Origin of the sequence: Micromonospora sp. ANENR4, from assembly GCF_015354395.1 — a bacterium.
Taxonomy (GTDB): Bacteria; Actinomycetota; Actinomycetes; order Mycobacteriales; family Micromonosporaceae; genus Micromonospora; species Micromonospora aurantiaca.
Map to the genome: position 1 here is coordinate 77262 of NZ_JADKYQ010000002.1, position 26654 is coordinate 103915.

Genomic DNA, 26654 nt, shown 5'->3' on the forward strand with positions numbered 1-26654 from the left:
GAGTCGGGGGAGACCACCTCCGCCGCCGGAGCGGCGGAGGTGGGGGAATCAGCTGTCGCGCTGCCGCGCGACCGTTGTCCGTCAGGCGTCGCGCTGCTGCGCGACGAGTGCCAGATCGTTGTAGACGTGCTGCTCGACGATCAGTCCGCCGTCGAGCACGAAGACGTCCGCGTAGCGGATGTCCTCGAACGGAGTGCCGTCGAGCCATTCCCCGTACAGCCGCCCGAGCGAGGTCACCGTGACCCGCCCGTCGGTCTCGCCCACCAGGTAGCGGTCCCGGTGCTTGCGCACCCACCGGTAGGTTCCGGTCGACGCGGCCGCCATCTCCCGCAGCGACGAGTACTCCCGGCCGCCCGGAAAGACCAACCGCGCCCCGTCCGCGAGAAAGCGCCCCGCTTCGTCGAGTTCGCGGTCCTCGCACAGCTGCAGGTAGCTGTCGATCAGACCGGGCGCGTCCGGTGTGCTCATCAGCCGGTCTTCTCGCTCAGCGCCGCCTCCCACTGGTCCCGCAGCGGGTGCTCCGCGGGGCCGTGCTCGGTGAGGATGCGCATCAGGCGGGCCAGCAGCGCGTCCCGCTCCCGGTCGAGGACCTGCTGCTCCTCCTCGGTGGAGACGAACTCGTCGACGGCGCCCGCGGTGAGCGCGCCGGAGCGGGTCAGCAGCGCCTCGACGACGCGTACTCGCTGGCGGGTCACGTGCAGCTCGGTGGAGAGCTGCAGCACCAGGTCGAGCAGCTTGCCGACCTTGGGGTCTCCGAAGTAGTCGAACTCGTTGCTCATCACGCCTCCGGCTTGGTCGCGGCCAGTACGGCCCAGGGGAAGTGCCACTCGGGACGGTCGCCCCAGCCCTGCGGCTGGACACCGTTGCGGCGCTCGTCGAACGGGGTCCACGACACGTCGGTCAGACCGGCCTCGGTGCAGACCTCGATCAGGTCGGAGCCGAACAGGTCGTGGAAGAACGGCTCGTTGTTGCGCTCGGCGTGCTCGTAGACGGTGGCGTCGCGCAGCGGGTCGCCGGTGAGCATGAACTCCAGGAAGCGCAGCGAGCCGCCCGGCTTGAGCAGGCGCGCGGCCTCCAGGATCGTCTCCCGGATCGCGGCGGCCGGCATCTCGTGCAGCACCATCGTGCCGGTGACCACGTCGCAGCTGTCCGACTCGATGCCGGTGGCCCGGCCGTCGGCCTGCCGGTAGTCGATCGCGAGTCCGGTCGCCTCGGCCTCGGCGTGGGCCAGGCGCAGACCCGGCGCGGCCAGGTCCACGCCGATCACCTGCGCGGTCGGGTACTTGGCCGGCAGCGGGCGGGTGCTCTTGCCGAAACCGCACCCGATGTCGACGATCCGGGTCGCCGCCGGCAGTTCGGGCAGCGCGGTCTTGGCGAACAGCGTGTGGAACTTGTAGCCGTCGTTGTCGCGCAGCATGACGATGCGCGCGCCGAACTCGTACACGTAGGCCGACATGTCGTCGGAGAAGAAGCTGCCGGGCTGGATGTGGATGTCGTAGTCGGTGTACCAGTCCGGCAGTTCCAGGTCGGGGTTCAGCTCCAGCGAGCCCTTCGGCTGCTCGGGCAGCGAGGTGAGCTGGTCGGTCAGCTCCTCGCGGCGGCTGAGCACCGCGTCGCCCGCGACCTTCCAGAGCATCTTCTGCTGCACCCGCTCCAGGTGGCTGAACCACGGGTAGAGCGGAAGACCACGCAGCACCTGACCGGCGTCGGCGATCGTCGTGGCCGACGCCCCGGTGGCGCCGTACTCGTCGCGCAGCGCCGGGTAGACGGTGTCCGCCCATCGCTTGCGCAGGCCGAGGACGAAGTCCACGGCGGAACGCTCATCCAGGGTGAGGCGCTCCTCGATGTCCAGCATGCTTGTCTCCTCTACAGGTGGGGGAGGTCCGGTCCGCGGTGCACCGCGACCGGGGTGGACGGGTCAGTGGGCGTACCGCACGCGCTGGGCGGACGCGGTGTCGAAGGCGCCGAGGAACGCGCCGGCCATCCGTCCCTCGTAGACGGCCTCGAAGGCGGTGCGGGGGGCGTTCGCGTCGCCGACGACGTGGATGCGGGGTCCGTCGGGCAGCGCGTCGAGCTGCCGGTACAACTCGTCCGCGGCCTGCGCCGAACCGCCGTCGACGACAGTGGTGACGTCCTCGACGATCGTGTCGCCGCCGGCGAGCGGGCCGCCGAGCGCCACCGCGGTGGCGCCCGCGGCGCGGGCGGCCCGCATCGGGTGGACCGCGATCCCCAGGTCAGCGAAGCGCTTGAGCAGCGCCAGCCGTGAGTACGTGGTGATCTTGGCGCTCACCGTGGCGGTGGGGGAGACGAGGTGGACGCGGGCGCCCCGCCGGGCGAACGCCTCCGCCACCGACGCCGCCGACCAGGTGCCCTCGTCGTCGAGCACGACGACGGTGCCGGCCGGCCGGTAGCCGGGGTCGGCCAGGTGGTCGACGGCCTGCCAGATGTCGATCACCGGCGGACCGCCGGGCAGCTCCCGCCGGGCGGGCCGGGAGCCGGTGGCGAGGACGACGTCCTGGTAGCCGCCGGACAGCACGTCCTCGACGGCGGCGCGGTGGCCGAGCCGGACCGGGATGCCGGCGGCCTCGACGTCGCGGGCCAGATCACGGGTGAGTAGCCCGAGCCGCTCCCGTCCGGGTACGCGCGCGGCCACCTCGACCTGCCCGCCGAGCCGGTCGCGTGCCTCGACCACTGTCACCCGGTGCCCGGCCCGGTGCGCGGAGAGGGCTGCCTCCAAGCCGGCCGGACCGCCGCCGACGACCAGGACGTCCCGCGCGCCGGACGGCCCGGGCAGTTCCGGCCAGGCGTCGGCCCATTCCCGCTCGGCGCCGACCTCGGGGTTCACCACGCAGGAGATGGGCAGGCTGGTCTCCAGCCGGCCGATGCAACCCTGGTTGCAGGCCAGGCAGGCGCGTACCTCGTGCTGGCGGCCCTGCTCGGCCTTGCGGACCAGGTGCGGGTCGGCGATGTGCGGGCGGGCCAGGCCGACCAGGTCGGCCTCGCCCGCGGCGACGACTTCGGCCGCCTCCGGCAGGCTGTCCAGCCGGCACACCGCGAGCACCGGCAGGTCCGGGAACTCCTGCTTGAACAGCGCCGCGTGGTGCCGGAACGGGGCGTGGCCGAAGCTCATGTCCGCCATCTGCGTCGCGAGCGAGAAGCTGCCGTGGTAGGCGGAGTGGCTGACGTGCACGTAGGCGAGGGGGAACTCGGCGCGCAGCTTCCCGACGATCTCCAGCACGGCGGCCGGGTCGAGGCCGCCGGGCAGGAACTCGTCGGCGCTGACCCGCAGCCCGACGGGCAGCTCGGGTGCGGCGGCGAGAACCGCCGTGAGCACCTCGCGGGTCAGGCGCATCCGGTTGTCGAGGCTGCCGCCGTACACGTCGTCGCGGGTGTTCGTGTGTGGCGAGAGGAACTGCTGGAGCAGGTGGCCGTGGCCGGCGTGCACCTCCAGGCCGTCGAAGCCGGCCTCGCGCATGCGCCGCGCGGCGGCGGCGAACGCCTCGACGACGACGGCGATGTCCCGGCGTCCCATCGCGTGCGGCACGTGCGAGCCGGCCGCCCACGGCACCGGCGACGAGGACCAGGCGGCGGTACGCGTCGCGTCGCCGTTGGCCTGGCGTCCGGCGTGCATGATCTGGGCGAACATGCGGGCCCCGTGCTCGTGCACGGCCTCGGTCACCGCCGCGTACGCCGGGATCGACGAGTCGTCGAAGCTGCCGAGGCTGATGCTGCGGCCCGCGCTCGTGGGGTGCACACGGATGGCCTCGGTGATGATCAGGCCGGCGCCGCCGCGCGCCCGCTCCGCGTGGTAGGCGACGTGGCGGGCGGTGGGCACGTTGTTCAGTCCGAAGTTGGTGGTGTGGCCGGGGACGAAGACCCGGTTCCGCAATGTGAGACGACCGAGCCGGGTGGGGGAGAGAAGAGCGAGAAGCTTGTCGTCAGGCATGCCTCGGACTTCCTGTTTCGGGCCGCACTCGGCGAGGCCGAGAGCGTTCGGATGAACCGTACGCCGTTCGATTGAGTGGAACGGTAGGGCCGGGTTCACATGCCGTCAACGGGCTACTGATCAGTAACTTAGTTCACCGCACCGCCTCTGAGCTGCTGTTCCACTAGGCGGAACGCTGACCGATGATGACCGTCGATGCGGCGGTCGATCGTTCGGTTCCTCCTGATCGGACGACAGTGCCGGCCGCCGCTCGCCGGTCGGCGGCCCGTGCCGATCGTTCGGACGGCCGCACCGGACGCGTCGGCGGCCCTCGCCGGGAGCGCCGGCAGGTCTCCCCGGCGCGGCTGCGGGCACGCAGCGGCCCGGGCCGTCGCCCGGCCGTGCCGGTGGGTGCGGCCGGCGCGACGACCCGGGCCGTCGTCCGTCAGCGGATGTGGTGGAGGCGCGGTCGCCGGCCGTTCCGGAGGGGCGCGGTCAGCCGGCGTCCGGACGCAGGTACGGGGTGAGCAGCTCGCGGGCGAGGCCCGTGGCCGCCGGAAGGTCGAGACCGTTCTCGATCATGCGGCTCAGGGCGTAGACGACCGACTGGACGAGTTCCGCCATCCGGTCCGGGTCGCTCGCCCCGTGTTCGGTGAGCGCAGCGCGCAACGGCGCCTCGAGGCTGTCGTGCAGCAGCCGGCTGGAGGTCGCCAACACCTCGCTGTTGCCCGCCGACGCCAGTGCCCGGGCCAGCGCGTGGTCGCCCCGGGCAACCAGTTGCAGGTTGGCCTCGACGTACGCCAGAATCCTCGCCCCCGGCGTGCGGGCCTCGGCCATCCGCTCCTCGACGAAGGCCGACCACCGGGGGAAGGTGTCGGCGACCAGCACGTCGAACATGTCGGTGCGGGACTTGAAGTACGAGTACGCGCTGGACCGGGCCAGCCCGGCGTGCCGGGCCACGTCGGCCAGGCTCGGGATCTGCTCCGGATGCTCGGAGAGCAGGGCGCGGGCGGCGTCGAGCAACGCCGCCCGCTGCGCGGCCCGGTGTTCCGCGACGGTCGAGGCTTGGATCTTCGGCACCGCGACCTCCCCGTGTCTCCCGCCGCCCGTGTCCGGCCCGCGTCGCTCCCTGGTCGTCGGTCAGCTGCTGGTGGCGAGCTTGCCGTCGATCATCTCGTAGATGGTGTCACAGTATTGCAGCACGTCGTGATCGTGAGTGACCATCACGACGGCCACCGAGCGCTCCCGCGCCTCCTGGGCGAGCAGCTGCACGATGTCGTGGCTGCGGGCCCGGTCCAGCGCCGCCGTCGGCTCGTCCACCAGCAGCACCGACGGCTCGGTCATCAGCGCCCGGGCGATGCCGACGCGCTGGCGCTCGCCGCCGGAGAGCTGGTGCGGCCGCCGGTCGGCCTTACCGGCCAGACCGACGTGCGCGAGCATCTCCAGCGGGTCACGACCGGCCCGTTCCCGCCGCCCGCCCAGCCGCAGCGGCAGGCGCAGCTGGTCGGCGGCGGTCAGCGCGGGCAGCAGGTTGCCCGACTGGAACACGAACCCCACGTGCCGGCGGCGCAGCTCGGTGCGCGCCCGGCGGCTGGACACGGTCATGTCGTGCCCGGCCACGGTGACGGTGCCCTCGTCCGGGCGGGCCAGCCCGCCGGCCACGGCGAGCAGGCTGGACTTGCCCGCGCCGGACGGCCCGACGATCGCGGCCAGCTCACCGGGCGCGACGGTCAGGTCCACGTCGTCGAGCGCGTGCACGGTCTCCGCGCCGTCGCCGTGCCGCAGGTGGACGCCGCGCATGACCAGGCCGAGGTCGGCCGGGGCGGTGCCCGCCGTCGAGGGGGACGAGGTGGGCCGGCTGCTCATCGGTTGCCTCCCAGGGCGGTCGCCGGATCGATGGAGGTGAGGCGGACGACGGCGGCTGCCGCGCCGACCAGGCCGAGCACGAGCAGGCCGGCCGCGGCGGCGGCGATGCTCTGCGGGTGCAGCGCGAACGGGACGTTGCCGCCCGAGATCAGCGCGCCGAGACCGAGGCCGATCCCCATGCCGACCGCGATGGCGACTGCCAGCAGGATGAGTGCCTGGGTGAGCGCGTCGCGCAGCACCCAGCCGGTCGAGGCGCCAAGTGCCCGCAGCACGGCGACCTCCTGCCTGCGCTGGATCGCCCAGACCGCGAAGAACGCGCCGGCCACGAGCGCCGAGATCGCGTAGAGGAAGCCCTGGATCAGCTGGAGCGTTGTCGTCTCGGCGGTGTAGCCGGGCGAGGCGCCGTAGGACTCGTCCAGCGTCAGGCTCTCCGTGCCCGCCGCCTTGTCGCCCGCGGCCAGGTCCACCGAGTCGCCGTCGGCCGCGCGGACCGCGACGGCGGTGATCTCCTGGGCCGCCTGCGCCGGCGTCTGCGCGCCGGCCGGGGTGCCGGACTTGACCGCCTGCCATGTCGCCAGCGGCACGTACGCCACGTCGACGTGGCCGAACGTGTCCTGCTGCTGGGTGACGCCGACGACGCGCAGACGCGTGCCCAGCCGGTCCACCGTCACGGTGTCGCCGACGCGCAGGCCCGCGTCGATGGCGGTGGGGCTCACCACGATCCCGTCCGCCGGGCCGAGCCGGTCGCCCTCGCTGACGGCGGGCGACAGGAACGAGTCGGTCTCGACGCCGAACAGGGCCAGGTCGACCTCGGTGCCCCCGTCGGTACGCCCGTTGACGAGCGTGTTGCCGAACGGGGTCGCCTCGGCCACGCCCGGCTGGTCGCGCCAGGTGTCCACCGCCGAGGCGTCCACCACGCTGCGCGAGAACGCCGAGTCGTGCTGCACGCCGTGGGCGAAGGCGAACGAGGTGACCGGCAGGTTCTGCAGGCCGGAGACGCCGTCACGGACCAGCCCGACGGAGAGGCCGGACAGCATCACCATCAGCACCGAGATCAGCGCGATCACGGCCCCCATCAGGGCGAACCGCAGCCGCGCGAACCCCAGCTCGCGAATGGCCAGGAACATCAGCCGCCACCTCTCAAACTTGTCGACACCATGTCGCCATGTTAGCAACGCGGTGTCGGCAAGATGGTGGTGGTGGTTGTCTACCCGGCCACACTCCGTGACGGGGCCGGTGATGCGCGGCCTGTCGTGCCCAGCGTCAGGCGGCGACCGGGCCCGCGGCGGCGCGACGCGCGCGCCGGCCGAGGGCGGTCACCGCGACCACGATGATCGGGGCGAGCGTGAGGTGACAGACCGCCAGCGTGATCGTGCTGGTGGTGTCGAGGTCGGCGGGCAGCGTCATGGTGGCGATCGTGAGGACCGCGAGCGCCGGGCCGATGATCAGCGCCGCCCGGACCACCCAGGCGAATCGGGGCGCCAGCACGGCGACGGCGGTGAGCCCGAGCGCCAGCGGCAGCGCGCTGAAGCCCGCGACGGTCACCGCGTCGACCTCGACCCGCCGGTCGTCGGCGGTGAACAGGAAGCTGCCGCCGGCCGCGCGGCCGATCCCGTACATGATCAGGTTGACGACCACCGCGACGGCGGTGGCGAGCGCGACGACGGCGGTACGGGACAGGTCAGCCACGGGAGGTCTCCTCTGCGTGCGCTCGGGTCAGGTACGCCTCGATGCGGGCGAACGCCCCGGTCCAGACCTCGCCGACGAAGAAGTCGCGCAGCTGCGGGGTGGGGAAGCCGCTCTGCACCACAGTCATCAGCGTGCCGCCGTCGCGCGCCTCGAAGGTGACCTCGATGCGTGTGGTCATGGTCGTGCCGTCCGGGCCGGTGCCCGTCGACTCGGTGACCAGCCGGTGCGGGCGGTCGATCTCCAGGAACGTCTGCGTCTCGCGGAACAGCATGTCGGGGGAGGGACCCCAGACCGCGGTCTGCCTTCCGCCGACCCGCAGGTCGACGTCGATCTCCACGATGCCGGGCTCCTCGTCGAGGATGCCGAACCAGATCTTCTGTTTGCCGGCGTCGGTGTAGGCGTCGAACGCCTCGTCAGGGGTGCCCGGAAGGTGTCGTGTCACTCGCATGTGGAGCGTCATGGTCGCGGTCCTCCGTGGTGAGTGTGAGGTAGGCGTCGAGGCCGTCGAGACGACGGGCCCAGAGCCGTCGGTAGAAGGCGATCCAGGCCATCGCCGAGTCCAGCGGCGCCTCGCTGAGCCGGCACTGCCGGGACCGGCCGACCTTGCACGTCACCACGAGGCCCGCGTCCTCCAGCGCGCGGACGTGCTTGCGCATGCCGGTGAGGGTCATCCCGGTGGGCTCGGTGAGCTCGCTGATGGTGGCCGGGCCGGCGCCGAGCCGGATCAGGATGTCGCGCCTGGTCGGATCGGCCAGGCTGGCGAACACCCGGTCGAGCGTCTCTTGCTGAACCACAAGGTTCACCGTACGACACTGAACCGATAGGTTCAACGTTTTGCCGGTCCGGGGCTATCCGCCTCGGTTGCGAGCCGCTGCGCAGTGGTCTGACCACCTTGAGGAATCGCGGGTGGTGGTGGGGTGGATCGCGGTCGCTCACCTGTTCGGCGCGACGGCCTCGGGCGTTCGGTCCGGTCTGGCTCGGTTGTGTTGACCTGGGCGGCAACACCTGTCCCGACCTGCGGGAATGTTCCCCGATTCGGGTAACGGAAAGGTCACGAGGTATTCCTGCGGCGCGGTCGTGCTCGGTACGTTCCACGAGGCATGAGGTCAGACCTCGATCCTCATGCCTCTAGCTGACGAGGTGAGCAGACCAGTGCAGGAACCCGCCCCCCGCTACGCCGGATACCGGTCCTTCGACTACCTGGTGCCGCATGTGGACTACAAGGTCTTCGAGCTCGCGCCGCAGATCGGCCGGGTGCCGGAACACGACCTCGGCCTGAGCGACGAGCAGCGAGCCCGGGTCTCCCGGCTGCTGCGTGAGCACATGGCCATCTCGCTCCACGAGCACCCGAAGATCCTGCCGGCCGATGTGACGCAGTTGCGCGACTACAACCGGACCGGCCGCAACGCCTTCGGCTTCGAGGGCCTGGCCCGCTCCGGCATGACCGCGGTCTTCGACAACTTCATGAACGGCACCGGCTGCGTGACCAGCGAGCACGCCTGGAAGTGGGACGACGTCATCTACGACATCGGCCTGCGCTTCGCCGACGTCGCCAAGCAGGACCACGTGGTGGTGGCGACCACGCTCGAACAGATCTTCGAGGCCAAGCGCAACGGGCAGATCGCCCTGGTGGCCGGCCTGGAAGCAGCCACGATGATCGAGAACGAGCTGGACCGGATCGACATCCTCTACGGCTTCGGCGTACGCCAGATGGGCATCGCGTACAGCCAGGCGAACATGCTCGGTTCCGGCCTCTCCGAGGACCGCGACGGCGGGCTGACGCACTTCGGCCGGCGTGCGGTGGACCGGATGAACAAGCTCGGCATCGCCATCGACATCTCGCACTCCGGCGACCAGACGTCGCTGGACGTGATCGAGGCCAGCCGGGTGCCGGTGTTCATCACCCACGCCGGTGCCCGCTCGGTCTGGAACACCCCCCGGATGAAGCCGGACGAGGTGATCCGGGCCTGTGCCGAGCGGGGTGGAGTGATCGGCATCGAGGCCGCTCCGCACACCACCCTCTCGGGCGACCACCCGCACCACTCGATCGAGTCGGTGATGGACCACTTCACCTACTGCGTGGAGTTGGTCGGCATCGACCACGTCGCGTTCGGCCCGGACACCAACTTCGGTGACCACGTCGGACTGCACGACAGCTTTACCCAGCACCTGGCGATCGGAAAGGCCCACGGCGTGGTGGACCACCCCCGGGTTCCGTACGTGAGTGGCATGGAGAACCCGGCGGAGTGCTTCAGCAACATCGTCGGGTGGTTGGTCACGCACGGCTACTCCGACGAGGAGATCGCCAAGGTCATCGGCGGCAACATCATCCGGGTTCTTCAGGAGGTTTGGTGAACAAGACAGTCAAGGGTCGGTGGCGGCTCGCTGTCGCGCTCGGCATGGCGGCCACGCTCGGTGTCTCCGGCTGCGGCCTGAACGAGGAGACGTCCTCCTCCGGCGGTTCGTCGTCGGATTCGGTGCTGCGGATCGGCACCACCACCGACGTGAGCAACTTCAACCCGCTCCAGTCGCTGAGCAAGACGGACTCGTGGATCCTCAACGCGATGTACCCGCACCTGCTGCGGATCGACGAGAACGCGAAGAAGTCGCCGGAGCTGGCCAAGGAGTACCGCTACGAGGACGACGGCAAGACCGCCGTCTTCGTGCTGCGCGACGACTTCAAGTGGACCGACGGCAAGCCGGTGGTCGCCGAGGACGTGAAGTTCTCCGCCGAGTCGATCATGAAGTACAAGCTCGGCAACGTCGCGGCGAAGCTGACCTGGGTCGAGTCGGTCGAGGCGCCGGACGCCACCACCGTCAAGTTCAAGCTCTCCCAGCCGTACGCGCCGTTCGCCGAGGGCGTCGGCTTCTGGATGTCGGTCGTGCCGAAGCACATCTTCGAGCCGGCCGGTGACCTGTCCAAGTTCGCCAACGACTCCAACTGGGTCGGCGCCGGGCCGTTCGTCCTGGACAGCATCACCAAGGGCCAGCGCTACGTCATGAAGCGCAACGAGCACTACCCGCTCGCGCCGGGTGGCAAGGCCGCGGTGAGCCAGGTCGAGTACCGGGTCTACCCGGACGTGAACACCATGATGCTGGCGCTGCGCAACGGTGACATCGACATGATGGGTACCCCGGTGCCGGTCTCGGCGGCGAAGACCTTCGAGAACGACGACAAGATCAAGCTGAAGAAGGTCGGCGCCCTCGGCTTCGCGCACCTGACCTACAACATGAAGAACAAGTACCTCGCCGACCAGGACGTCCGGCAGGCGCTGTCGATGGCGGTCGACACCAAGGCGATCATCTCGGCCGTGCTGCAGGGCGACGGCCAGCAGATGGCCGGCCCGATCTCGCCGATCTTCTCCGAGTACGACAACACCGAGCTGCAGCCGTACCCCTTCGACCCGGCGGGCGCCAAGGCCAAGCTGAGCGCGGCCGGCTACAAGGACGCCAACAACGACGGCTTCTTCGACGAGCTGACGTTCGGCGTGGCGTGCGACCAGTCCAACGCCAACATCACCCGGGTCGTGCAGCTGTTCCGGGAGAGCGCGGCGAAGGCCGGCGTGAAGCTGGAGAACGAGTGCGTGGAGCGGAACACCTTCCTCACCCGCACCAAGAACGGCGAGTACGACATCGACGCCTCGCAGTGGGGTGTCTTCGACAACCCGATGGACCAGCTGCGCAGCACCTACCTGTCCAGCAACCCGGGTGGCATCAACTACAACCTGCTCGAGTCGGCGGAGATGGACGCGCTGATCAACGACGCGGCCGGCACCACCGACGCGGAGGCGTTCAAGACCAAGATCAAGAACATTGACAAGGTCGTGCACGAGCAGGCGTACCTGACCCCGCTGTACGTGGAGAACTTCCAGTTCGCCTACAACGCCAGCAAGTTCACCGGCTTCGTCCCGTCGCCGTCGGACCTGCTCGGCATGGTCACCGCGTACTCGCTGGCCCAGGTCACTCCGGTCAAGTAACCCACCCAACCTAGAGGGAGAGGAGGGGTCCCCCGTGGCGCGTTTCGTGCTCAGCCGGGCACTGAAGGCCGTCCTGACCGTGTGGATTGCGATCACTTCGACGTTCTTTCTGCTCCGGCTCCTGCCGGGGGACCCCACGACCCTCATGGTCGAGGGCGACATGACACCGGAGATGCAGGCGGCGCTGCTCAAGACGTACGGACTGGACCGTCCGCTGTGGGAGCAGTACGTGTCGTACCTGCGCGAGCTGGTCCAGGGCAACCTGGGCATCTCGTTCCGTCAGATCCAGCCGGTCACCGACATCATCCTCGACCGGCTGCCCTGGACGTTGCTGCTGGCCGGCAGCGCGTTCGTCCTGACCATCGCCGTCGGTATCCCGATCGGCGTGGCCGCCGCGGTCAACCGCGGCAAGTGGCTCGACCGCGCGTTGCAGGGCTTCGGGATCAGCGCGAACGCGCTGTTCGTGCCGAGCGTCGCGATCCTGCTGCTGGTCTTCTTCGGCGCCCAGCTCGGCTGGTTCCCGATCGGTGGGGCGATCGACCCGGACACCCGGGGCGCGGCGGCCTACCTGAGCCTGGCCCACCACCTGGTGCTGCCGGTGCTCTCGCTGGTCCTGGTGCAGCTCGGCCCGTACGCGCTGACCCTCCGTACCAACATGATCGAAGTCCTCGGCGAGGACTACATCCGCGCCGCGCAGGCGCGTGGTCTCTCGGCCCGGCGCCGGGTGTGGAAGCACGGCCTGCGCAACGCGATCCTGCCGGCACTGACCCTGATGGGCCTGCAACTGGGCACCCTGGTCGGCGGTGCGGTGCTGACCGAGACGGTCTTCGCCTACCCCGGGGTCGGCCGGCTGATCTACGAGGCGGTCGGGCAGCAGGACTACCCGGTCATCCAGGGTGCGTTCATCATGCTCGCCGTCACCGTGGTGATCGCCAACGCCCTGACCGACATGCTCTACGCGGTCCTCAATCCCCGGATCCGGCTGTGAACGCGCGCAGCGTCGCGGCACGTCGCCCGGATCCGTCCGCCGCCACCGAAGGGAGGGTGCCGTGAGTGCCCCCGTGCTGACCGAGCAGGCGCTGCCGCCGGCCCCGGCCGCGCCCAAGCGGTCCTTCCTCTCCGGCTACCTGCGTCAGCCCGTCGTGGCGCTGTCCGTGCTGGTGCTGCTCGTGATGGCGTTGCTGGCGATCTTCGCGCCGCTGATCGCCGACGAGCCCGCCGGCGCCGGCGCGGACGTGCTGCAACCCCCCTCCGGGGCGCACTGGTTCGGCACCGACGACCTCGGGCAGGACATCTTCGCCCAGGTGGTCTGGGGCACCCGGACCAGCATGGTGATCGGCCTGGCCGCGTCACTGCTCGCCATCGTGCTGGGCACCGCGATCGGGCTGGCCGCGGCGTACTTCCGGCCGTTCGACGCGGTCGCCACGGTGATCACCGACGTGATGCTGGCGCTGCCCACCCTGCCGCTGATGATCATGCTGGCGGCGGTGGTGAGCCCGAGCGTCACGACGCTGACCCTGATCATCGGGTTCTTCGCCTGGCCCGAGGTCGCCCGGCTGATCCGGTCGCAGGGCCTGGTGATCAGCGCGATGCCCTACATCGACGGCGCCCGGGTGCTCGGGGCCACCGGCTGGCGGATCGTCACCCGGGAGATCCTGCCCGCCGTCGTCTCGCTGATGGTGGTCAGCGTACTGCTCACCGCCTCCCGGGCGGTGATCTCCGAGGCGGGCCTGAGCTTCCTCGGCCTCGGCGACCCGGACGCCTGGTCCTGGGGGCGGATCCTGCTCAACGCCCAGCGCAGCGGCACGATCGCGATCGCCTGGTGGCAGACGCTCTTCCCGTCCCTGGCGATCTTGTTCCTGGTGCTGGCGGCGACCCTCGCCGGAACCCGGTTCAACGACACCCGCGACCCCCGTCGCAACGGAGGCTGACCATGCGACTGCCCGAGAGCTTCTACCACAGCGTCCGAAGCCGGCTCGCCGAGGCGCTCGAACAACGTGGTCTGGACGGGTTCCTGGCCACCTCGCCGGCGGAGGTCGCCTTCCTCAGCGGCTTCTTCTACATCGCCACCGAACGTCCGGTGTATCTCTGGCTGCCGCGTGTGGGGGATCCGCTGCTGGTGATCCCGCGCCTCGACGAGGAGTACGCGGCCCAGCAGGGCGTGACGGTCCCGACCGTCACCTACTTCGAGTACCCGGGCGTGGTCACCGCCGAGGAGACGCTCGCCTCGGCGTTGTCCCGCCCGGGTGGCCCGGTCCGCCGCATCGGCGTGGGCGCGGGCCTTTCGGTCGGCACGTTCCGGGCGCTGGCCGGGGCCATCGACGGGGCCACCCTGGAGACCACGGACGCGGTCGCCGAGCTGCGGCTGCGCAAGTTCCCCGAGGAGATCCCGTTCCACGAGGCCGCCGCGCGGATCTGCGACGACATGCTGGCCGCCGGACGGGCCCTGATCGAGGAGGCGCTCGCCGCCGGAGGGCCGCTGCCGCGCGAGGACGAGATCGCCCGGCACGTGATCGGCTACGGCACCGACCGGATGTACGCCGAGTACGACCTGGTCGTCTACACCACCAAGCTGGCCGGCGGGCTGGTCTACGCCGGCCCGAACTCCGCCCTGCCGCACGGCCTGCCGACCCGTCGTCGGCTCCAGCCGGGCGACACCCTGATCCTCTCCCTCGGCGCGGCGGTGGCCAGCCGGTTCGTGGAGAGCGAACGGACGTTCGTCATCGGCGAGCCCAGCGCCGAGCAGGTGCGCTACTACGAGGCCGACCAGGAGGCCCAGGAGGTGGGCACCCAGGCGATGGTCGCCGGGCGTACCTGCGCCGAGGTCAACCGGATCTGCCTGGACGTACTGCGGGAACGAGGGCTGGGCGACTACATCCGGCACCGGCAGGGCCACGGCATCGGCTTGCAGAACCACGAGGCGCCGTGGGTCGCCGACGGCGACGACACGGTCCTCGCCCCCGGGATGCTGCTGTCCAGCGAGCCAGGCGTCTACGTGCCCGGCCACGCCGGCTACCGCATCTCCGACACGGTCCTGGTGCAGGACGACGGCCCGCGCCGGCTCACCCGGTACCCGCGTGACCTGGCATCCAACATCATCGAGGGGATCCGATGAGAATCAACGGAGCGGAACTGGTCGTCGAGGCGTTCGGCCCGATCGACGGCCCGGCCATGATCGTGCACCACGGTGCCCCGGGCCTCGGTTCCCGCCAGGAGCCGAAGCGCTCGTTCGGCCCGTTCGCCGACCGGATGCGGGTCATCGTCTTCGACGCCCGCGGCTCCGGCGAGTCCAGCGACGACGGACCGTTCACCCACGAGCAGTGGGTGGCCGACGTGGACGCCATCCGCGCGCACTTCGGCTACGAGACCATCGTCATGGCCGGCGGTTCGTACGGCGGGTTCATCGCCATGGAGTACGCCATCGCCCACCCGGACCGGGTCTCCGCGCTGGTGCTGCGGGACACCGCCGCGGACACCGCGCACGACCACCTGGCGGTGGAGCGGGCCCGCAACACCGACCGTTCGGTGATCCCGGAGTGGGTCATCGAACGGATCGGCACCGGCCGGTTCGAGAGCAACGAGCAGTTGCGCGAGTACTGGCGAGCGATCCTGCCGCTCTACGACCACCAGCACGATCCGGCCAAGGACGAGGCGCGGCTGGCCGCCACCCGGTTCCACTACCGCACCCACAACGCCGCCTTCGGGCAGAACATGCCGCGCTACGACCTGAAGCCGAAGCTGCCGTCGATCACGTGCCCGACCCTGGTGACTGTGGGCCGGCACGACTGGCGTACCCCGGTGGCCGCCTCGCAGGTCATCGCGGACCTGGTGCCCCGTGGCGAGCTGGTGGTCTTCGAGTCCTCCGGCCACTCGCCGCAGCTGGAGGAGCCGGAGCGGTTCCAGCAGGTGGTGCGGGACTTCCTCAGCCGGGCCGGAGTGCTCCGATGAGCCTGCTGGAGATCGCCGACCTGCGGGTCGCGTTCCCGGGCCCGACCGGCCCGGTGAACGCGGTGAACGGGGTGTCGCTGCGTGTCGAGTCGGGCCAGACCCTTGCCATCCTCGGTGAGTCCGGCTCCGGCAAGAGCGTCACCGCGCAGGCGGTGACGGGCATCCTCGACGTGCCACCGGCGACGGTCACCGGCTCGGTCCAGCTGCGGGGCCGGGAACTGCTGACCCTGCCCCGCAAGCAGCGGGAGCGGGTCAGTGGCGAAGAGATCGGGATGGTCTTCCAGGACGCGATGGCCGCGCTCAACCCGGTCTTCACCGTCGGACACCAGATCGTGGAGGTGCTGCGGGTCCGGCGGGGCATGTCCCGGGCCGACGCCCGCCGCCGCGCCGTCGAACTGGTCGACCGGGTGCGGATCCCGGCGGCCAAGGACCGGATCCGGGACTATCCGCACCAGTTCTCCGGGGGCATGCGCCAGCGCATCATGATCGCGTTGGCCATCGCCCTGGAACCGGACCTGCTGATCGCGGACGAGCCCACCACCGCGCTGGACGTGACGGTGCAGGCCCAGGTGATGGAGTTGCTCGCGGAGATCCAGCGGGACAGCGGAATGGGCCTGCTCCTGATCACTCACGACCTGGGCGTGGTCGCCGAGGTCGCCGACGACGTGGCGGTGATGTACGCCGGCCGGATCGTCGAACGAGGCACCGTCGAGCAGATCTTCGCCGGCCCGGCGCACCCCTACACCGAAGGGCTGCTCAACTCGATGCCCCGGGTGGACCGGCGCGACGAGCAGCTCTACGCGATTCCCGGCGCTCCGCCCAACCCGGCTCGGCTTCCCACCGGCTGCCCGTTCCACCTGCGTTGCCCCCGGGCCACCGACGAGTGCCGGGTCGTCCTGCCGCCGCTGCTGGCGCTGCCGGCCGACCGCGCCAGCGCCTGTCACCACCACGAGGAGGTGCTCGATGCCACCCGGCGATGAGGTCGTGCTGCGGGTCGAGAACCTGGTCAAGCACTTCCCGGTAAAGGGACGGGTCCCGTTCACCTCCGGTGGCGTGGTCAAGGCCGTCGACGGTGTCTCCTTCGACCTGCGCCGGGGCGAGACACTCGGCGTGGTGGGCGAGTCCGGCTGCGGCAAGAGCACGCTGGCGCGCATGCTCGTCGGGCTGGAGCAGCCCACCTCCGGTGAGGTGCGCTTCGGCACGTCAGTGGTGCACCAGGCCAGGGGGCGGGAGCTGCGGGCCCTGCGCCGGCGGATCCAGATCGTGCTCCAGGACCCGTACACCTCGCTGAACCCCCGCCGCACGATCCGGGAGATCCTGCTCCAGCCGTTCGAGATCCATCCCGACGTGCTGGACCGCCGGCGCCGGGTCGAGCGGATCAAGGAGCTGCTCGACCTGGTCGGTCTCGACCCCGGCCTGCACCTGGACCGCTACCCGCACCAGTTCTCCGGCGGGCAGCGTCAGCGCATCGGCATCGCCCGGGCGCTCGCGCTGAACCCCGACGTCATCGTCTGCGACGAGCCCGTCTCCGCACTGGACGTGTCGGTCCAGGCGCAGGTGGTCAACCTCCTGGAGCGGCTCCAGGAGGAACTCGGCGTCGCGTACGTCTTCATCGCCCACGACCTGTCCGTGGTGCGCCACATCTCCGACCGGGTCGCCGTGATGTACCTGGGCAAGCTCGTGGAGACCGGCCCGGAGACCAACCTCTACGAGTCGCCCCGGCACCCGTACACCCGGGCGCTGCTGTCGGCCGTGCCGGTGCCGGACCCGGCCGGCCGGCGGCAGCGGCAGCGCATCCTGCTGGCCGGCGACCCGCCCAGCCCGGTCGACCCACCCTCCGGCTGCCGTTTCCGGACCCGCTGCTGGCAGGCGACCGACACCTGTGCCAGCACCGAGCCGCCGCTGGCCGCCGGGCCGCATCCGGTTGCCTGCCACTTCCCGCTGGCCGCGTGACGGCCGGCGATCGCCCAAAGGAGAAGCGTCTTGCTGCAAGAACCCGCCCCCCGGTACAAGGGTCACAGGTCGTACTCGTACCTGGAGCCGCACTCGGACTACCGGGTGTTCACGTTGGCCGAGGAGATCGGCCGGGTGCCGGAGCACGACCTCGGCCTGACCGACGCCCAGCGGGCGCGGGTGACGCGGCTGCTCACCGAGCACGCGGCCATCTCGCTGCACGAGCATCCGGTGGTCCTGCCCGCCGACGTCAGTGAGCTGCGGGCCTACAACCGCACCGCCCGCCAGCGCACCGGGTACGAGGGGCTGGCGCGCTCGGGCCTGACCGCCGTCTTCGACAACTTCATGGCCGGCGCCTCCTGTGTGACGAGCGAGAACGGTTGGAAGTGGAACGACCTCGTCTACGCCCTCGGGATGCGGATGAGCGACCTCTACAAGCAGGACCACGTCTTCCTGGCCACGTCCCTGGACGACATCCACGCCGCGAAGCGGGACGGCCGGCTGGCCCTGGTGGCCGGCCTGGAGTGCAGCAGTCCGATCGAGAACGAGCTGGACCGGATCGACATCCTCTACGGCTTCGGCGTACGCCAGCTCGGTATCGCGTACAGCCAGGCGAACATGCTGGGCGGGGGCCTGTCGGAGAAGCACGACGGCGGGCTGACGCACTTCGGCCGGCGTGCGGTGGACCGGATGAACAAGCTCGGCATCGCCATCGACATCTCGCACTCCGGCGACCAGACCTGCCTGGATGTGATCGAGGCCAGCCGGGTGCCGGTGTTCATCACCCACGCCGGTGCCCGCTCGGTCTGGGACACCTCCCGGATGAAGCCGGACGAGGTGATCCGGGCCTGTGCCGAGCGGGGTGGCGTGATCGGCATCGAGGCCGCCCCGCACACCACGCTCTCGCAGGCGCACCAGCACCATTCGATCGAGTCGGTGATGGACCACTTCACCTACTGCGTCGACCTGGTCGGCATCGACCACGTCACGTTCGGCCCGGACACCATGTTCGGCGACCACGTGGGGGTGCACGACACCTACGCCGGCAACTACGCCCACGACGCCGGCAACCGTCCGCAGCACCCGCGGGTGGAGTACGTGTCCGGGCTGGAGAATCCGGGCGAGGCGTTCGGCAACATCGTGGGCTGGCTGGTGGCGCACGACTACTCCGACGACGAGATCGCCAAGGTGATCGGCGGCAACACGATCCGGGTGCTGGAGCAGGTCTGGTGACGCCGTCCCGGGTGATCGGCTGAGCGCACGCGGACGAACTACACTCCGTACGCCGACGCGGCGGCGGGCAGTGATGAGGTGAGGGCGGATGGCTCGGCGGGAGACCGCGCTACAGGCGGCGCACGGCCGGCTACGGCAGCTGATCGGCAGCGAGTTCCGGTCGGGGGAGAAGCTGCCCAACGAGCGGGACCTGGCCGAGCGTCTGGAGGTCAGTCGCGCGACCGTACGCGAGGTGCTGGGGCAGCTCGTCGCCGAGGGGGTGGTCACCCGGACCTGGGGGATCGGCACCTTCGTGCACGACGACGCCGAACGGGTGCCGGTGTCCATCGGGGACGTCACCGCGCTGCGGGACCGGATCACCGCCTCGGGCCACCGTCCGACGCTTCAGGACGCGGCGGTCAGCCGGGCGAAGTGCCCGGCCGACTGCGCCCGCGTCCTCGGCCTGGAGCCGGACTCGCCGGTGTGGCGGGTCGACCGGCTCTTCGCCGTGGACGGGGTACCGGCGGCCTGGATCCGTGATCACCTGCCGCTGCGCTTCGACGGCCGCGACCTCGACCCGTCCGGGTTGCTCAGCATCGACCTGGACATGTTCGAGTTCCTGGCCAGCGCGACCGGCATGCCGGTGCGGCGGGCGGAGATCGAACTCTCCGCGGTGCTCGCCGACGAGGAGGCCACCGAGCGGCTCGGCGTGGCGATCGGACACCCACTGGTCACCGCGACCCAGGTCGGCTACGGGACGGGCGGCGCGCCGCTGTTCCACGGCCACATCACGGTTCGCACCGACGTGTTGACCCTGCGGATCAGTCGCGGCGGGGAGCCGGAACCGGCCTCGCCGGCCGAGTAGACGGCGGCCCCGCGACCTCTCGGGTCGCGGGGCCGCCCCCGGCGCCGTGGGAAGGAACGCCGGAGTGTGGAGTGCCGGTCAGGCGAGTGTGCAGGGTGCGCCGTTGAGGCTGAACGAGCCGGGCCGGGCGGTGTTGCCGGTGTGCGTGGCCTGGAAGCCGATGGTGGTCGAGCCGCCGGCCGGGATGGCCGCGTTGTAGGAGACGTTGCGCGCCGTCACCTGGCCCGAGGAGGGGGAGTACGAGGCGTTCCAGCCGGAGGTGATGGTCTGGCCGCCGGGCAGCGTGAACGCCAGCGACCAGCCGTTCACCGCGGTCGAGCCGGTGTTGCTGATGGTGATGTTCTCGGTCAGGCCGTTGTTCCAGGCGTTCAGCTCGATGCGCACCGAGCAGGCGCCGGTGCCGGGCGGGGGCGTGGTCGGGCCCGGCGGAGGCGTGGTCGGGCCGGGCGGCGGCGTGGTCGGGCCCGGCGGGGGCGTGGTCGGCCCGGGCGTGCTCGTCAGGCCGAAGAAGGCGATCGCCGCCGCGGCCATGCCGGACGACGGCAGGCTGTGCCCGGCGCCCTGGATGCTGTACGCCTCGACCTGCACGGTGCCGGTGGAGTCGGCGTAGCGCCGCCGGTTCCAGCCGGACTGCGGGGTGTCGGTGGAGGTGGGGTTCTGGCTGAGCCCGAACACGTTCGTCCACTGCTCGATCGTCTCCTGGAGCAGCGAGTACGGCACCAGCGTGTCGTTGGTGCCGTGCCACAACTGCACCCGGGGGCGGGGGCCGGTGTAGCCGGGGTACGCCTGGCGGACCGCGTCACCCCACTGCTGCGGGGTGCGGTTCATGTTCCCGCCGGTGCACTGGCTGGAGCCGGGCGGATAGTCGGCGGCGCCGGCGAAGCAGTTGAACGGCACGCCCATGAACGCCGCACCGGCCTTGAAGACGTCCGGGTAGAGCGCCAGCATGTGGTTGGTCATCATGCCGCCGGACGAGCTGCCGGTGGCGTACACCCGGTCCGGGTCGGCGCCGTACTGCTGCTGGACGTAGCGGACCATCGAGATGAGCGACACCGGGTCGCTGCCGCCGCCGCGCCGCTTGGCCGCGTCGGACCAGGTGTCGAAGCAGTTGCCGAAGCCGGCCTGCTGGGTCGCGCTGGGGTAGATGACGATGAAGCCGTACCGGTCGGCCAGTCCGGCGAACTCGCTGCCGGAGTAGAAGCCGGGGCCGGAGCCGCCGCAGCCGTGCATGGCCACCACTGTGGCCGGCCGGGCCGGGCGGGTGTCCGGGACGTAGACGTGCATGCGCATCCGGCCGGGGTTGTCGCCGAAGCTGGTCACCTCGGTCAGCGACGCCGCGTACGCGGGTTGGACGGTGGGGATCACCAGGCCGGCCGCCGCCAGCGACGCGGCCAGGGCCACCACCATCTTGGCTCTGATTCTCACGGAATCTCCTTCGATCGCCCTGTGCGGGCGGTGACGGGCGGGTGCGCGCCGCGTCGGCGGCCCGGACCGCCGCGGTGTCGCGTCTCGCCCACTGACGTGTCTCGCCCGGCCCTGGCTCCGTCGTGTGGCACATAGTGTTCCCGCCGGGCGCTGAAGTGTCAATCGATGTGCTCCGATGAGCTGCGGCGGCGTTCGTCTACAGTCGGTGCACCGTCCCTGAGCCGAGCCGGAGCGCGTGTGGCAAACCCGTTCGACATCGAGGAGATCTACCCGGACGAGGGGCCCGCCGCGCGGCTGCCCCGGCGGCAGGCCGGCACCTCGCCGCAGAGCGTCGCGGTGACCCTGCTCGCCGACTACACGCTGCGCACCCGCGCCGACCTGCCGTCCGCGGCGATCGTCGCCCTGCTCGGCGAGGCCGGGGTGACGAGCGCCGGGGCGCGTACCGCGATCAGCCGGCTGGCCCGCCGGGGGGTGCTCGAGGGCAGCCGGCGGGGCCGCAACAGCTTCTACCGGCTCAGCCGCTCCGCCGCCGAGTACCTGTCCGCCGGCGGGAACTGGATCATCGCCTCCACGGCCGACGTCCAGACGTGGGACGGATGCTGGACCGTCGTCGCCTTCTCGCTGCCGCAGGACCACGGGACGCAACGCCGGGCGCTGCGCGGCCAGTTGCGCTGGCTCGGCTTCGCTCCGCTCTACGACGGGCTGTGGATCTCGCCGTACGAGCTGACCGCGCCCGCCCGGGCCCGGCTCGCCCCGCTCGCCCTCGGCGCGGTCACGGTGTTCCGGGGACGGCAGGACGCGCTGGACGCGATCGGTCAGCGCGCCCCCGTGGACGCCTGGGACGTCGACGCGATCAGCGGACAGTACGAGGCCTTCCTGCGCCGGTGGACCCCGATGGTGTCGCGGCTCGGCACTGTCGACGGCGCCGCGGCCGTACGGGCCCGGACCGAGGTGATGGACACGTACCGGCGGTTCCCCACGCTCGACCCGCGGCTGCCGCTGGAACTGCTCCCGGCCGGGTGGCCGCGCCGGGCGGCCCGGGACGTGTTCGCGGCCGTCTACGACGGACTGGCCGAGGCCGCCGAGACGCACGTCCGGGCGGTCGTCGCGCGGTTCGCCGAGCCGGTGCCGCCGGGCATCCGGGCGCACACCACCGCCGACATGCTCGCCGGCATTCGCGAGGAGCGGCCGTGCGCGTGACCATCTCCCTCGACGAACTGCTCGGTGACGAGGTACGGCGTGACCCGTACCCGTTCTACGCCCGGCTGCACGAGGCGGGGGAGGCGGTCGCGCTGCGGCCCGCCGACCCGCACGCGCTCGTCGTGCACGGGTACGACGCGGTCAACCGGGTGCTGCGCGACCCGGTCTTCCGGGTGCTCGGCGCCGAGTACCTGGACCGGACCGGCGTGCGCTGGCGCGAGCACCAGGTGATCCGGATCCTCCAGTCGTCGATGCTCAACGCCGCCGAGGGCGACCACCTCCGGATCCGGCACCTGTTCTCCCAGGCGCTCACCCCGCGCCGGGTCGCCGCGCTGGAACCGGCCATCGGGCGCATCGCCGACGACCTGCTCGACGGGCTCGCCGCCGAGGGCGCGGACGGCCGGACGGTCGACTTCATGGCGCGCTTCGCGCTCCGGCTGCCCAGTGACGTCATCGGTGAGCTGCTGGGCGTGCCGCGGGCGGACCGGGAGTGGTTCCCGTCCCGGGTCCGCGCGTTCGACGCGGTGCTGGAGATCGGCCGCCGGTCCATGCGCGAGGTCCGGGCCGCCAACGTGGCGGCGGCGGAGCTGACCGCGTACTTCACCGACCTGGTCGCCGCGCGCCGGGCGGCGCCGCGCGACGACTTCGTCTCGGCGCTGCTGCGCGGCCTGGACGACGAACCCGGCCGGCTGACCTCCGACGAACTGCTGGCCAACCTCATCATCATGTACAACGCCGGGTTCCGGACCACCGCGAACCTGCTCGGCAACGGGCTGGTGCTGCTCACCGAGCGGCCGGACGCCCGGGACGCGCTGCGCGCCGATCCGTCGCTGGCCGCGTCGTACGTCGAGGAGATCCTGCGATACGAGCCGCCGGTGCACTTCGCGGTCCGCTACGCCGCCGTGGACACCGAGGTCGCCGGTCTGCCGGTGCCGGCCGGCCGGACCGTGGTGGTGCTGACCGGCGCCGCGAACCGAGATCCGCGCCGCTTCCCCGACCCGGACCGCTTCGACCCGTCCCGCGCCGACAACCGGCACCTGGCGTTCAGCGCCGGGCCGCACTACTGCTTCGGGGCGACGCTGGCCCGCGCCGAGGGGCGGCTGGTGCTGCCCCGGCTGCTGGACCGCTTCCCGGCGCTGACCGCCGAGCCCGGCCCGCGCCGCGCGCTGATGCTGCGCGGGTACGACCGGCTTCCGGTACGGCTGACCGACCGGGCACCTTGCCAAACCAAGCCGATCGAGTAAGGTCGATGCTACGCGGAGTGTCCGCTCCGCGCCTCACAGGTTCCGTCGAGCAGGTCGAGCGCGCCGCCAGGACACCGTGGAAGGGAAACACCGGACATGACCGACGAGATCCGCGCGTTCCTCCTCGCCGCACTCACCGAGATGAAGTACGACGTCTCCGACGTCGACGACGACACCGTCTTCGGCCCGGCCGGGCTCGACGTGGACTCCCTCGGCCTGGCCGAGCTGGCCGTACGCGTGGAGGACCGGTTCGGGGTCGCCTTCGACGACGACGAGGCGGAGGACCTCGCCATGATGACCGTCGGCGAGTTCAGCCGGACGGTGGCGGCGCGCATCGCACCGGCCTCGGCGCACTGACCGATGTCGGGGCACGGCACCCGGCCGCGCGGCGTCCCGGCGCCCACGCCGGCGCGGCGGGTCCGGTGAGCGTGCGCGAACCGGTCACCGTCACCGGGATCGGACTGGTCAGCCCAGTCGGCGCGACCGCCGCCGAGGTGTTCGACGCGGTCTGCGACGGCCGGTCCGGGCTCACCCGGCCGCCGGCCGGCCATCCGCTGCACGGCGTCGTCGACGTCGCCGCGTTCGCTCCGGCGATCGACCCGGCGAGCGTGCTGCCCGGCCCGGAGTCCCGCGTCGTGGACCGGTCGATCGTGATGGTGCTGCGCGCCGCCGAGGACGCGCTCGCCGACGCCGGGCTGCGGATCGGCCGGGACGTCGATCCGTACCGGGTGGCGGTCGTCGTCTCCGGCGTCGGCGGTCTGTCCACGCTGGAGGAGCAGGTGCTCGCCCGCGCCGGGCGGGGCCGGTTCGGGGTCAGCCCGTACATGCTGCCCGGCACGCTGCCGAACATGGGCGCGGCCCGCATCGCGATCAAGTTCGGCATCCACGGCTACACGTCGTCGATCGGCACGGCGTGCGCGGCCGGGGCGCAGTCGATCGGCGAGGCGCTGCGCATCCTGCGCGCCGGCGAGGCGGACGTGGTGCTCGCCGGGTGCGCCGAGGCGCCGCTGTTCCCGACGTTCGCCGACGCGTTCGGCAACGCCCGCGCGCTGGCCCGCGGCTGGGCCGACCCGGCCGCCGCGAGCCGCCCCTTCGACAGGCGCCGCAACGGGCTCGTCCTCGGCGAGGGCGCCGGGGTGTTCGTGCTGGAACGTGCCGCGCACGCCGCCGCGCGGGGCGCCCACCGGCATGCCGACGTGCTCGGCTGGGGCGCCACGAACGACGCCCACCACCCGACCACGCCGCGCCCCGACGGCGCCGGCGCGGCCCGCTGCATGCGGATGGCCGTCCGCGACGCCGGGCTGGTGCCCGGCGACATCGGGTACGTCAACGCGCACGGCACCAGCACCCGGGCCGGGGACGCCGCCGAGCTGGCCGCGCTCGCCGAGGTGTACGGCGCCGCCCCGCCGCCGCTGAGTTCGACGAAGGGCGTGACCGGGCACATGCTCGGGGTCTCCGGCGTGATCGAGGCGGCGATCGCGGTCGAGGCGCTGCGTCGCGGCCTGCTGCCGCCGACCCACAACCTGGACGACCCGGAGCGCGACGGCGAGGTCGACCACATCCGCGAGAAGGCGCGGGCGGTGGCGGTGGACGCGGTGCTGTCCAACTCGTTCGGCTTCGGCGGCCACAACGTGAGCCTCGTGCTGGCCCGCCCCGCCTGAGCGGCCGGCCCGCCCGCCCGGCCGGGATCTCAGCGGAGCGTGATCACGGTCGCTGCGTCGGACGCGGCGACGGCGACGGTGAAGTGCGGGCGCAGCATCTCGGCCACGTAGTCGAGGTCGGCGACCAGCGGCACCGGCAGCAGGGCGCGCTGGTCCGGGCCGGTCCGGGTGGCGACCAGCTCGATCCGGTCGGCCTTGAGCAGCCCTCGGGTGAGGAACGCGGGCAGGTCCTCGGGGAGCAGGCACCGCCACATGTCGACGTTGACGATCAGGTCCAGCGCACCGGCCTTGAACTGCTGGAGCACGGTGCCGAGCAGGTGGGAGTTCGTCTCGCCGACCGGCGCGTCGTGGTCGTACGTGTGCGACCCGGCGCCCAGGTCCAGTGCGGACACGCCGTTGCCGACGACCAGCGCCGCGCTCGCCGCCAGTTCCTCGCGCAACGACGCGGGCAGCACGTCCGGCCGGCCCAGCCCACCGGCCCGGTACGCCTCGATGGCCTGGCCGTAGAGCCGGATCCGGCCCAGGTGCCGGCCGAACGTGTTGAGCCCGTACAGCACCTCGACGTCGTAGCGCAGGTGCTTGCGCAGCAGGTACTTCATGTTGTCCATCGAGGCGAGCCCGTTCGACGTCCTGCGGAAGTGCGGCAGGTGGTACGAGAGCGCGTCGACGTCCAGCCGGAACAGCTCCGGCGGCGCGCCGTGCAGGTGGAACACCCGGTAGAAGAAGTCGAGGTCCTCGAAGCCCCACTTGACCATCGCCTCGTCGAAGCCGCCGACCCGCCGGAACGACTCGTGGTCCACCGAGGCGTTGTGGGTCAGGCCAAGCACCCAGGGCGCGCTCGGGAAGTCGTCCGTCCGCTGGGGGAGGGCGATGTCCTCCAGCCGCGGGTCGCCGCGTTCGGCGTCGAGCATCGCCGGGGCGACCGGTTCACCCCGGCGCAGCGCGTCCGCGCCGGCCCAGTCCAGGTCGTACCGCTGCCCGAGCAGCACCCCGGGCCGCCCGGCGCGCCCGGCGTGGAAGTCGCGGTGCCGCTTCAGCAGCCCGGGATGGGCCACCGTGTCGGCGTCCAGGAACATCAGCGTGTCCGCGCGGGCCCGGGCCGCCGCCGCGTTGCGGTTGGCGCTGCGGCCCCGGTTCCGCTCGCTGCGGACGTAGTCGATCCGCAGGCGGTCCCGGTAGGCGTCCACCACCGGGCCCAGCGCCACGGCCGAGCCGTCGTCACCGACGATCACCTCGAAGTCGCCGGGCGGCAGCGTCTGCCGGGTCAGCGACCGCAGCGTCGCGTCGAGCGCGGAGCCGTTCTCGTGCGCGGGCACCACCACACTCAGGCCGGGCCGGTCCACGTCTCGGCCTGCTCAGCGCGGGGTGGAGTTGGCGGTGATGTAGTCGGCCAGGTCGCCGAGCGTGGCCATCCGATCCTCGTCGAGTTCCTCGACGTCGATCTGGATCTCCAGCTCGTCCTCCAGCGACAGCAGCAGTTCCAGGCCGAGCGAGGAGCTGAGGCCGAGGTCGTCCATCAGCTGGGTCTGCTCGGTGACCGGCGCGTCCGGCCGGAGCATGCGGGTCAGCAGGACGGTCAGGCGGTCGACGACCTGGTCACGGGGCGGCGCGTCGGCCGGCGCGTCGTGTTCTAGCACCGGGCGTCCCACGAGTCGATCATGCGCGTCGGCATGGAGTCATCAGAGCAGG

General features: G+C 71.6%; 27 protein-coding genes. 14 read left to right on the forward strand and 13 right to left on the reverse strand.

Going from position 1 to position 26654, the window contains the following annotated elements:
• Positions 1-81: 81 nt before the first annotated feature.
• The 10 genes from IRY44_RS03565 to IRY44_RS03610 all read right to left on the reverse strand — a co-directional run bounded on the left by IRY44_RS03565 (position 82) and on the right by IRY44_RS03610 (position 8274).
• Positions 82-468 carry a nuclear transport factor 2 family protein gene (locus IRY44_RS03565; RefSeq protein WP_194799032.1) on the reverse strand — a complete coding sequence of 129 codons (387 nt, stop codon included), beginning with the start codon at positions 466-468 and terminating at the stop codon, positions 82-84.
• A complete protein-coding gene (locus IRY44_RS03570) occupies positions 468-779 on the reverse strand; it encodes a hypothetical protein (protein WP_194799033.1) in 312 nt (103 codons plus the stop codon). The genes IRY44_RS03565 and IRY44_RS03570 overlap by 1 nt, the downstream gene beginning before the upstream one ends.
• Positions 779-1855, reverse strand: coding sequence for a class I SAM-dependent methyltransferase (locus IRY44_RS03575; protein WP_194799034.1), 1077 nt, complete (start codon positions 1853-1855; stop codon positions 779-781). The genes IRY44_RS03570 and IRY44_RS03575 overlap by 1 nt, the downstream gene beginning before the upstream one ends.
• A gap of 63 nt (positions 1856-1918) precedes the next feature.
• Positions 1919-3946, reverse strand: coding sequence for an FAD-dependent oxidoreductase (locus IRY44_RS03580; RefSeq protein WP_194799035.1), 2028 nt, complete (start codon positions 3944-3946; stop codon positions 1919-1921).
• Positions 3947-4420: 474 nt separating this feature from the next.
• On the reverse strand, positions 4421-5005 hold the full coding sequence (locus IRY44_RS03585; protein ID WP_194799036.1) for a TetR/AcrR family transcriptional regulator: 585 nt from the start codon (positions 5003-5005) through the stop codon (positions 4421-4423).
• Positions 5006-5065: 60 nt separating this feature from the next.
• Entirely contained in the window at positions 5066-5791 is a 726-nt protein-coding gene (locus tag IRY44_RS03590) for an ABC transporter ATP-binding protein (protein ID WP_194799037.1), read from the reverse strand.
• Positions 5788-6918 carry an ABC transporter permease gene (locus IRY44_RS03595; RefSeq protein WP_194799038.1) on the reverse strand — a complete coding sequence of 377 codons (1131 nt, stop codon included), beginning with the start codon at positions 6916-6918 and terminating at the stop codon, positions 5788-5790. Before IRY44_RS03595 ends, IRY44_RS03590 begins: the two co-directional genes overlap by 4 nt.
• A gap of 136 nt (positions 6919-7054) precedes the next feature.
• A complete protein-coding gene (locus IRY44_RS03600; protein ID WP_194799039.1) occupies positions 7055-7480 on the reverse strand; it encodes a DUF6069 family protein in 426 nt (141 codons plus the stop codon).
• The gene (locus IRY44_RS03605) at positions 7473-7940 is read right to left on the reverse strand and encodes an SRPBCC domain-containing protein (RefSeq protein WP_194799040.1); all 468 of its coding nucleotides are present in this window, start codon (positions 7938-7940) and stop codon (positions 7473-7475) included. Before IRY44_RS03605 ends, IRY44_RS03600 begins: the two co-directional genes overlap by 8 nt.
• Entirely contained in the window at positions 7894-8274 is a 381-nt protein-coding gene (locus tag IRY44_RS03610) for a helix-turn-helix transcriptional regulator (protein ID WP_194799041.1), read from the reverse strand. Before IRY44_RS03610 ends, IRY44_RS03605 begins: the two co-directional genes overlap by 47 nt.
• Before the next feature lie 358 nt (positions 8275-8632).
• Here IRY44_RS03610 and IRY44_RS03615 point away from each other — a divergent pair, with 358 nt between their 5' ends.
• The 10 genes from IRY44_RS03615 to IRY44_RS03660 all read left to right on the forward strand — a co-directional run bounded on the left by IRY44_RS03615 (position 8633) and on the right by IRY44_RS03660 (position 19435).
• Complete coding sequence (locus tag IRY44_RS03615) at positions 8633-9835, forward strand: dipeptidase (RefSeq protein WP_194799042.1); 1203 nt, start codon at positions 8633-8635, stop codon at positions 9833-9835.
• On the forward strand, positions 9832-11457 hold the full coding sequence (locus IRY44_RS03620) for an ABC transporter substrate-binding protein (RefSeq protein WP_281599421.1): 1626 nt from the start codon (positions 9832-9834) through the stop codon (positions 11455-11457). The genes IRY44_RS03615 and IRY44_RS03620 overlap by 4 nt, the downstream gene beginning before the upstream one ends.
• 34 nt (positions 11458-11491) lie before the next feature.
• Positions 11492-12445: an ABC transporter permease gene (locus IRY44_RS30990; protein WP_194799043.1), complete on the forward strand. Its 954-nt coding sequence runs from the start codon at positions 11492-11494 to the stop codon at positions 12443-12445.
• A 61-nt stretch (positions 12446-12506) separates the two neighbouring features.
• Positions 12507-13388, forward strand: a complete 882-nt coding sequence (locus IRY44_RS03630) for an ABC transporter permease (protein WP_262011951.1) — start codon at positions 12507-12509, stop codon at positions 13386-13388.
• A gap of 2 nt (positions 13389-13390) precedes the next feature.
• Complete coding sequence (locus IRY44_RS03635; protein WP_194799044.1) at positions 13391-14572, forward strand: Xaa-Pro peptidase family protein; 1182 nt, start codon at positions 13391-13393, stop codon at positions 14570-14572.
• Complete coding sequence (locus IRY44_RS03640) at positions 14569-15405, forward strand: alpha/beta fold hydrolase (protein ID WP_194799045.1); 837 nt, start codon at positions 14569-14571, stop codon at positions 15403-15405. Before IRY44_RS03635 ends, IRY44_RS03640 begins: the two co-directional genes overlap by 4 nt.
• Positions 15402-16385 carry an ABC transporter ATP-binding protein gene (locus IRY44_RS03645; protein WP_194799046.1) on the forward strand — a complete coding sequence of 328 codons (984 nt, stop codon included), beginning with the start codon at positions 15402-15404 and terminating at the stop codon, positions 16383-16385. Before IRY44_RS03640 ends, IRY44_RS03645 begins: the two co-directional genes overlap by 4 nt.
• Complete coding sequence (locus tag IRY44_RS03650) at positions 16369-17358, forward strand: ABC transporter ATP-binding protein (protein WP_194799047.1); 990 nt, start codon at positions 16369-16371, stop codon at positions 17356-17358. Before IRY44_RS03645 ends, IRY44_RS03650 begins: the two co-directional genes overlap by 17 nt.
• A 30-nt stretch (positions 17359-17388) precedes the next feature.
• A complete protein-coding gene (locus IRY44_RS03655; RefSeq protein WP_198033260.1) occupies positions 17389-18591 on the forward strand; it encodes a dipeptidase in 1203 nt (400 codons plus the stop codon).
• Positions 18592-18679: 88 nt separating this feature from the next.
• Entirely contained in the window at positions 18680-19435 is a 756-nt protein-coding gene (locus IRY44_RS03660; RefSeq protein ID WP_194799048.1) for a GntR family transcriptional regulator, read from the forward strand.
• A 78-nt stretch (positions 19436-19513) separates the two neighbouring features.
• On the opposite strand, the gene IRY44_RS03665 is transcribed toward IRY44_RS03660, so the two are convergent.
• The gene (locus IRY44_RS03665; protein ID WP_194799049.1) at positions 19514-20860 is read right to left on the reverse strand and encodes a PHB depolymerase family esterase; all 1347 of its coding nucleotides are present in this window, start codon (positions 20858-20860) and stop codon (positions 19514-19516) included.
• Positions 20861-21097: 237 nt separating this feature from the next.
• Here IRY44_RS03665 and IRY44_RS03670 point away from each other — a divergent pair, with 237 nt between their 5' ends.
• From IRY44_RS03670 to IRY44_RS03685, 4 genes are all read left to right on the forward strand, one after another.
• Positions 21098-22060: a PaaX family transcriptional regulator C-terminal domain-containing protein gene (locus IRY44_RS03670; RefSeq protein WP_194799050.1), complete on the forward strand. Its 963-nt coding sequence runs from the start codon at positions 21098-21100 to the stop codon at positions 22058-22060.
• Positions 22051-23304: a cytochrome P450 gene (locus IRY44_RS03675; protein ID WP_194799051.1), complete on the forward strand. Its 1254-nt coding sequence runs from the start codon at positions 22051-22053 to the stop codon at positions 23302-23304. The genes IRY44_RS03670 and IRY44_RS03675 overlap by 10 nt, the downstream gene beginning before the upstream one ends.
• Positions 23305-23400: 96 nt before the next feature.
• Complete coding sequence (locus tag IRY44_RS03680; protein ID WP_013286876.1) at positions 23401-23661, forward strand: acyl carrier protein; 261 nt, start codon at positions 23401-23403, stop codon at positions 23659-23661.
• A 65-nt stretch (positions 23662-23726) separates the two neighbouring features.
• Entirely contained in the window at positions 23727-24965 is a 1239-nt protein-coding gene (locus tag IRY44_RS03685; RefSeq protein WP_194799052.1) for a beta-ketoacyl synthase, read from the forward strand.
• Between the two features lie 29 nt (positions 24966-24994).
• Here IRY44_RS03685 and IRY44_RS03690 read toward each other — a convergent pair whose 3' ends face one another.
• Positions 24995-26308, reverse strand: a complete 1314-nt coding sequence (locus IRY44_RS03690; RefSeq protein WP_194799053.1) for a glycosyltransferase family 2 protein — start codon at positions 26306-26308, stop codon at positions 24995-24997.
• A gap of 12 nt (positions 26309-26320) precedes the next feature.
• Positions 26321-26614 carry a phosphopantetheine-binding protein gene (locus tag IRY44_RS03695; protein ID WP_232236583.1) on the reverse strand — a complete coding sequence of 98 codons (294 nt, stop codon included), beginning with the start codon at positions 26612-26614 and terminating at the stop codon, positions 26321-26323.
• Positions 26615-26654 lie beyond the last annotated feature (40 nt).

What these genes read in the sequence shown, in the direction of transcription:
- IRY44_RS03565 (WP_194799032.1), bottom strand. Translation starts at nt 468, where the DNA reads ATGAGCACACCGGACGCGCCCGGTCTGATCGACAGCTACCTGCAGCTG.
- IRY44_RS03570 (WP_194799033.1), bottom strand. Translation starts at nt 779, where the DNA reads ATGAGCAACGAGTTCGACTACTTCGGAGACCCCAAGGTCGGCAAGCTG.
- IRY44_RS03575 (WP_194799034.1), bottom strand. Translation starts at nt 1,855, where the DNA reads ATGCTGGACATCGAGGAGCGCCTCACCCTGGATGAGCGTTCCGCCGTG.
- IRY44_RS03580 (WP_194799035.1), bottom strand. Translation starts at nt 3,946, where the DNA reads ATGCCTGACGACAAGCTTCTCGCTCTTCTCTCCCCCACCCGGCTCGGT.
- IRY44_RS03590 (WP_194799037.1), bottom strand. Translation starts at nt 5,791, where the DNA reads ATGAGCAGCCGGCCCACCTCGTCCCCCTCGACGGCGGGCACCGCCCCG.
- IRY44_RS03595 (WP_194799038.1), bottom strand. Translation starts at nt 6,918, where the DNA reads ATGTTCCTGGCCATTCGCGAGCTGGGGTTCGCGCGGCTGCGGTTCGCC.
- IRY44_RS03605 (WP_194799040.1), bottom strand. Translation starts at nt 7,940, where the DNA reads ATGACGCTCCACATGCGAGTGACACGACACCTTCCGGGCACCCCTGAC.
- IRY44_RS03635 (WP_194799044.1), top strand. Translation starts at nt 13,391, where the DNA reads ATGCGACTGCCCGAGAGCTTCTACCACAGCGTCCGAAGCCGGCTCGCC.
- IRY44_RS03640 (WP_194799045.1), top strand. Translation starts at nt 14,569, where the DNA reads ATGAGAATCAACGGAGCGGAACTGGTCGTCGAGGCGTTCGGCCCGATC.
- IRY44_RS03645 (WP_194799046.1), top strand. Translation starts at nt 15,402, where the DNA reads ATGAGCCTGCTGGAGATCGCCGACCTGCGGGTCGCGTTCCCGGGCCCG.
- IRY44_RS03650 (WP_194799047.1), top strand. Translation starts at nt 16,369, where the DNA reads ATGCCACCCGGCGATGAGGTCGTGCTGCGGGTCGAGAACCTGGTCAAG.
- IRY44_RS03660 (WP_194799048.1), top strand. Translation starts at nt 18,680, where the DNA reads ATGGCTCGGCGGGAGACCGCGCTACAGGCGGCGCACGGCCGGCTACGG.
- IRY44_RS03680 (WP_013286876.1), top strand. Translation starts at nt 23,401, where the DNA reads ATGACCGACGAGATCCGCGCGTTCCTCCTCGCCGCACTCACCGAGATG.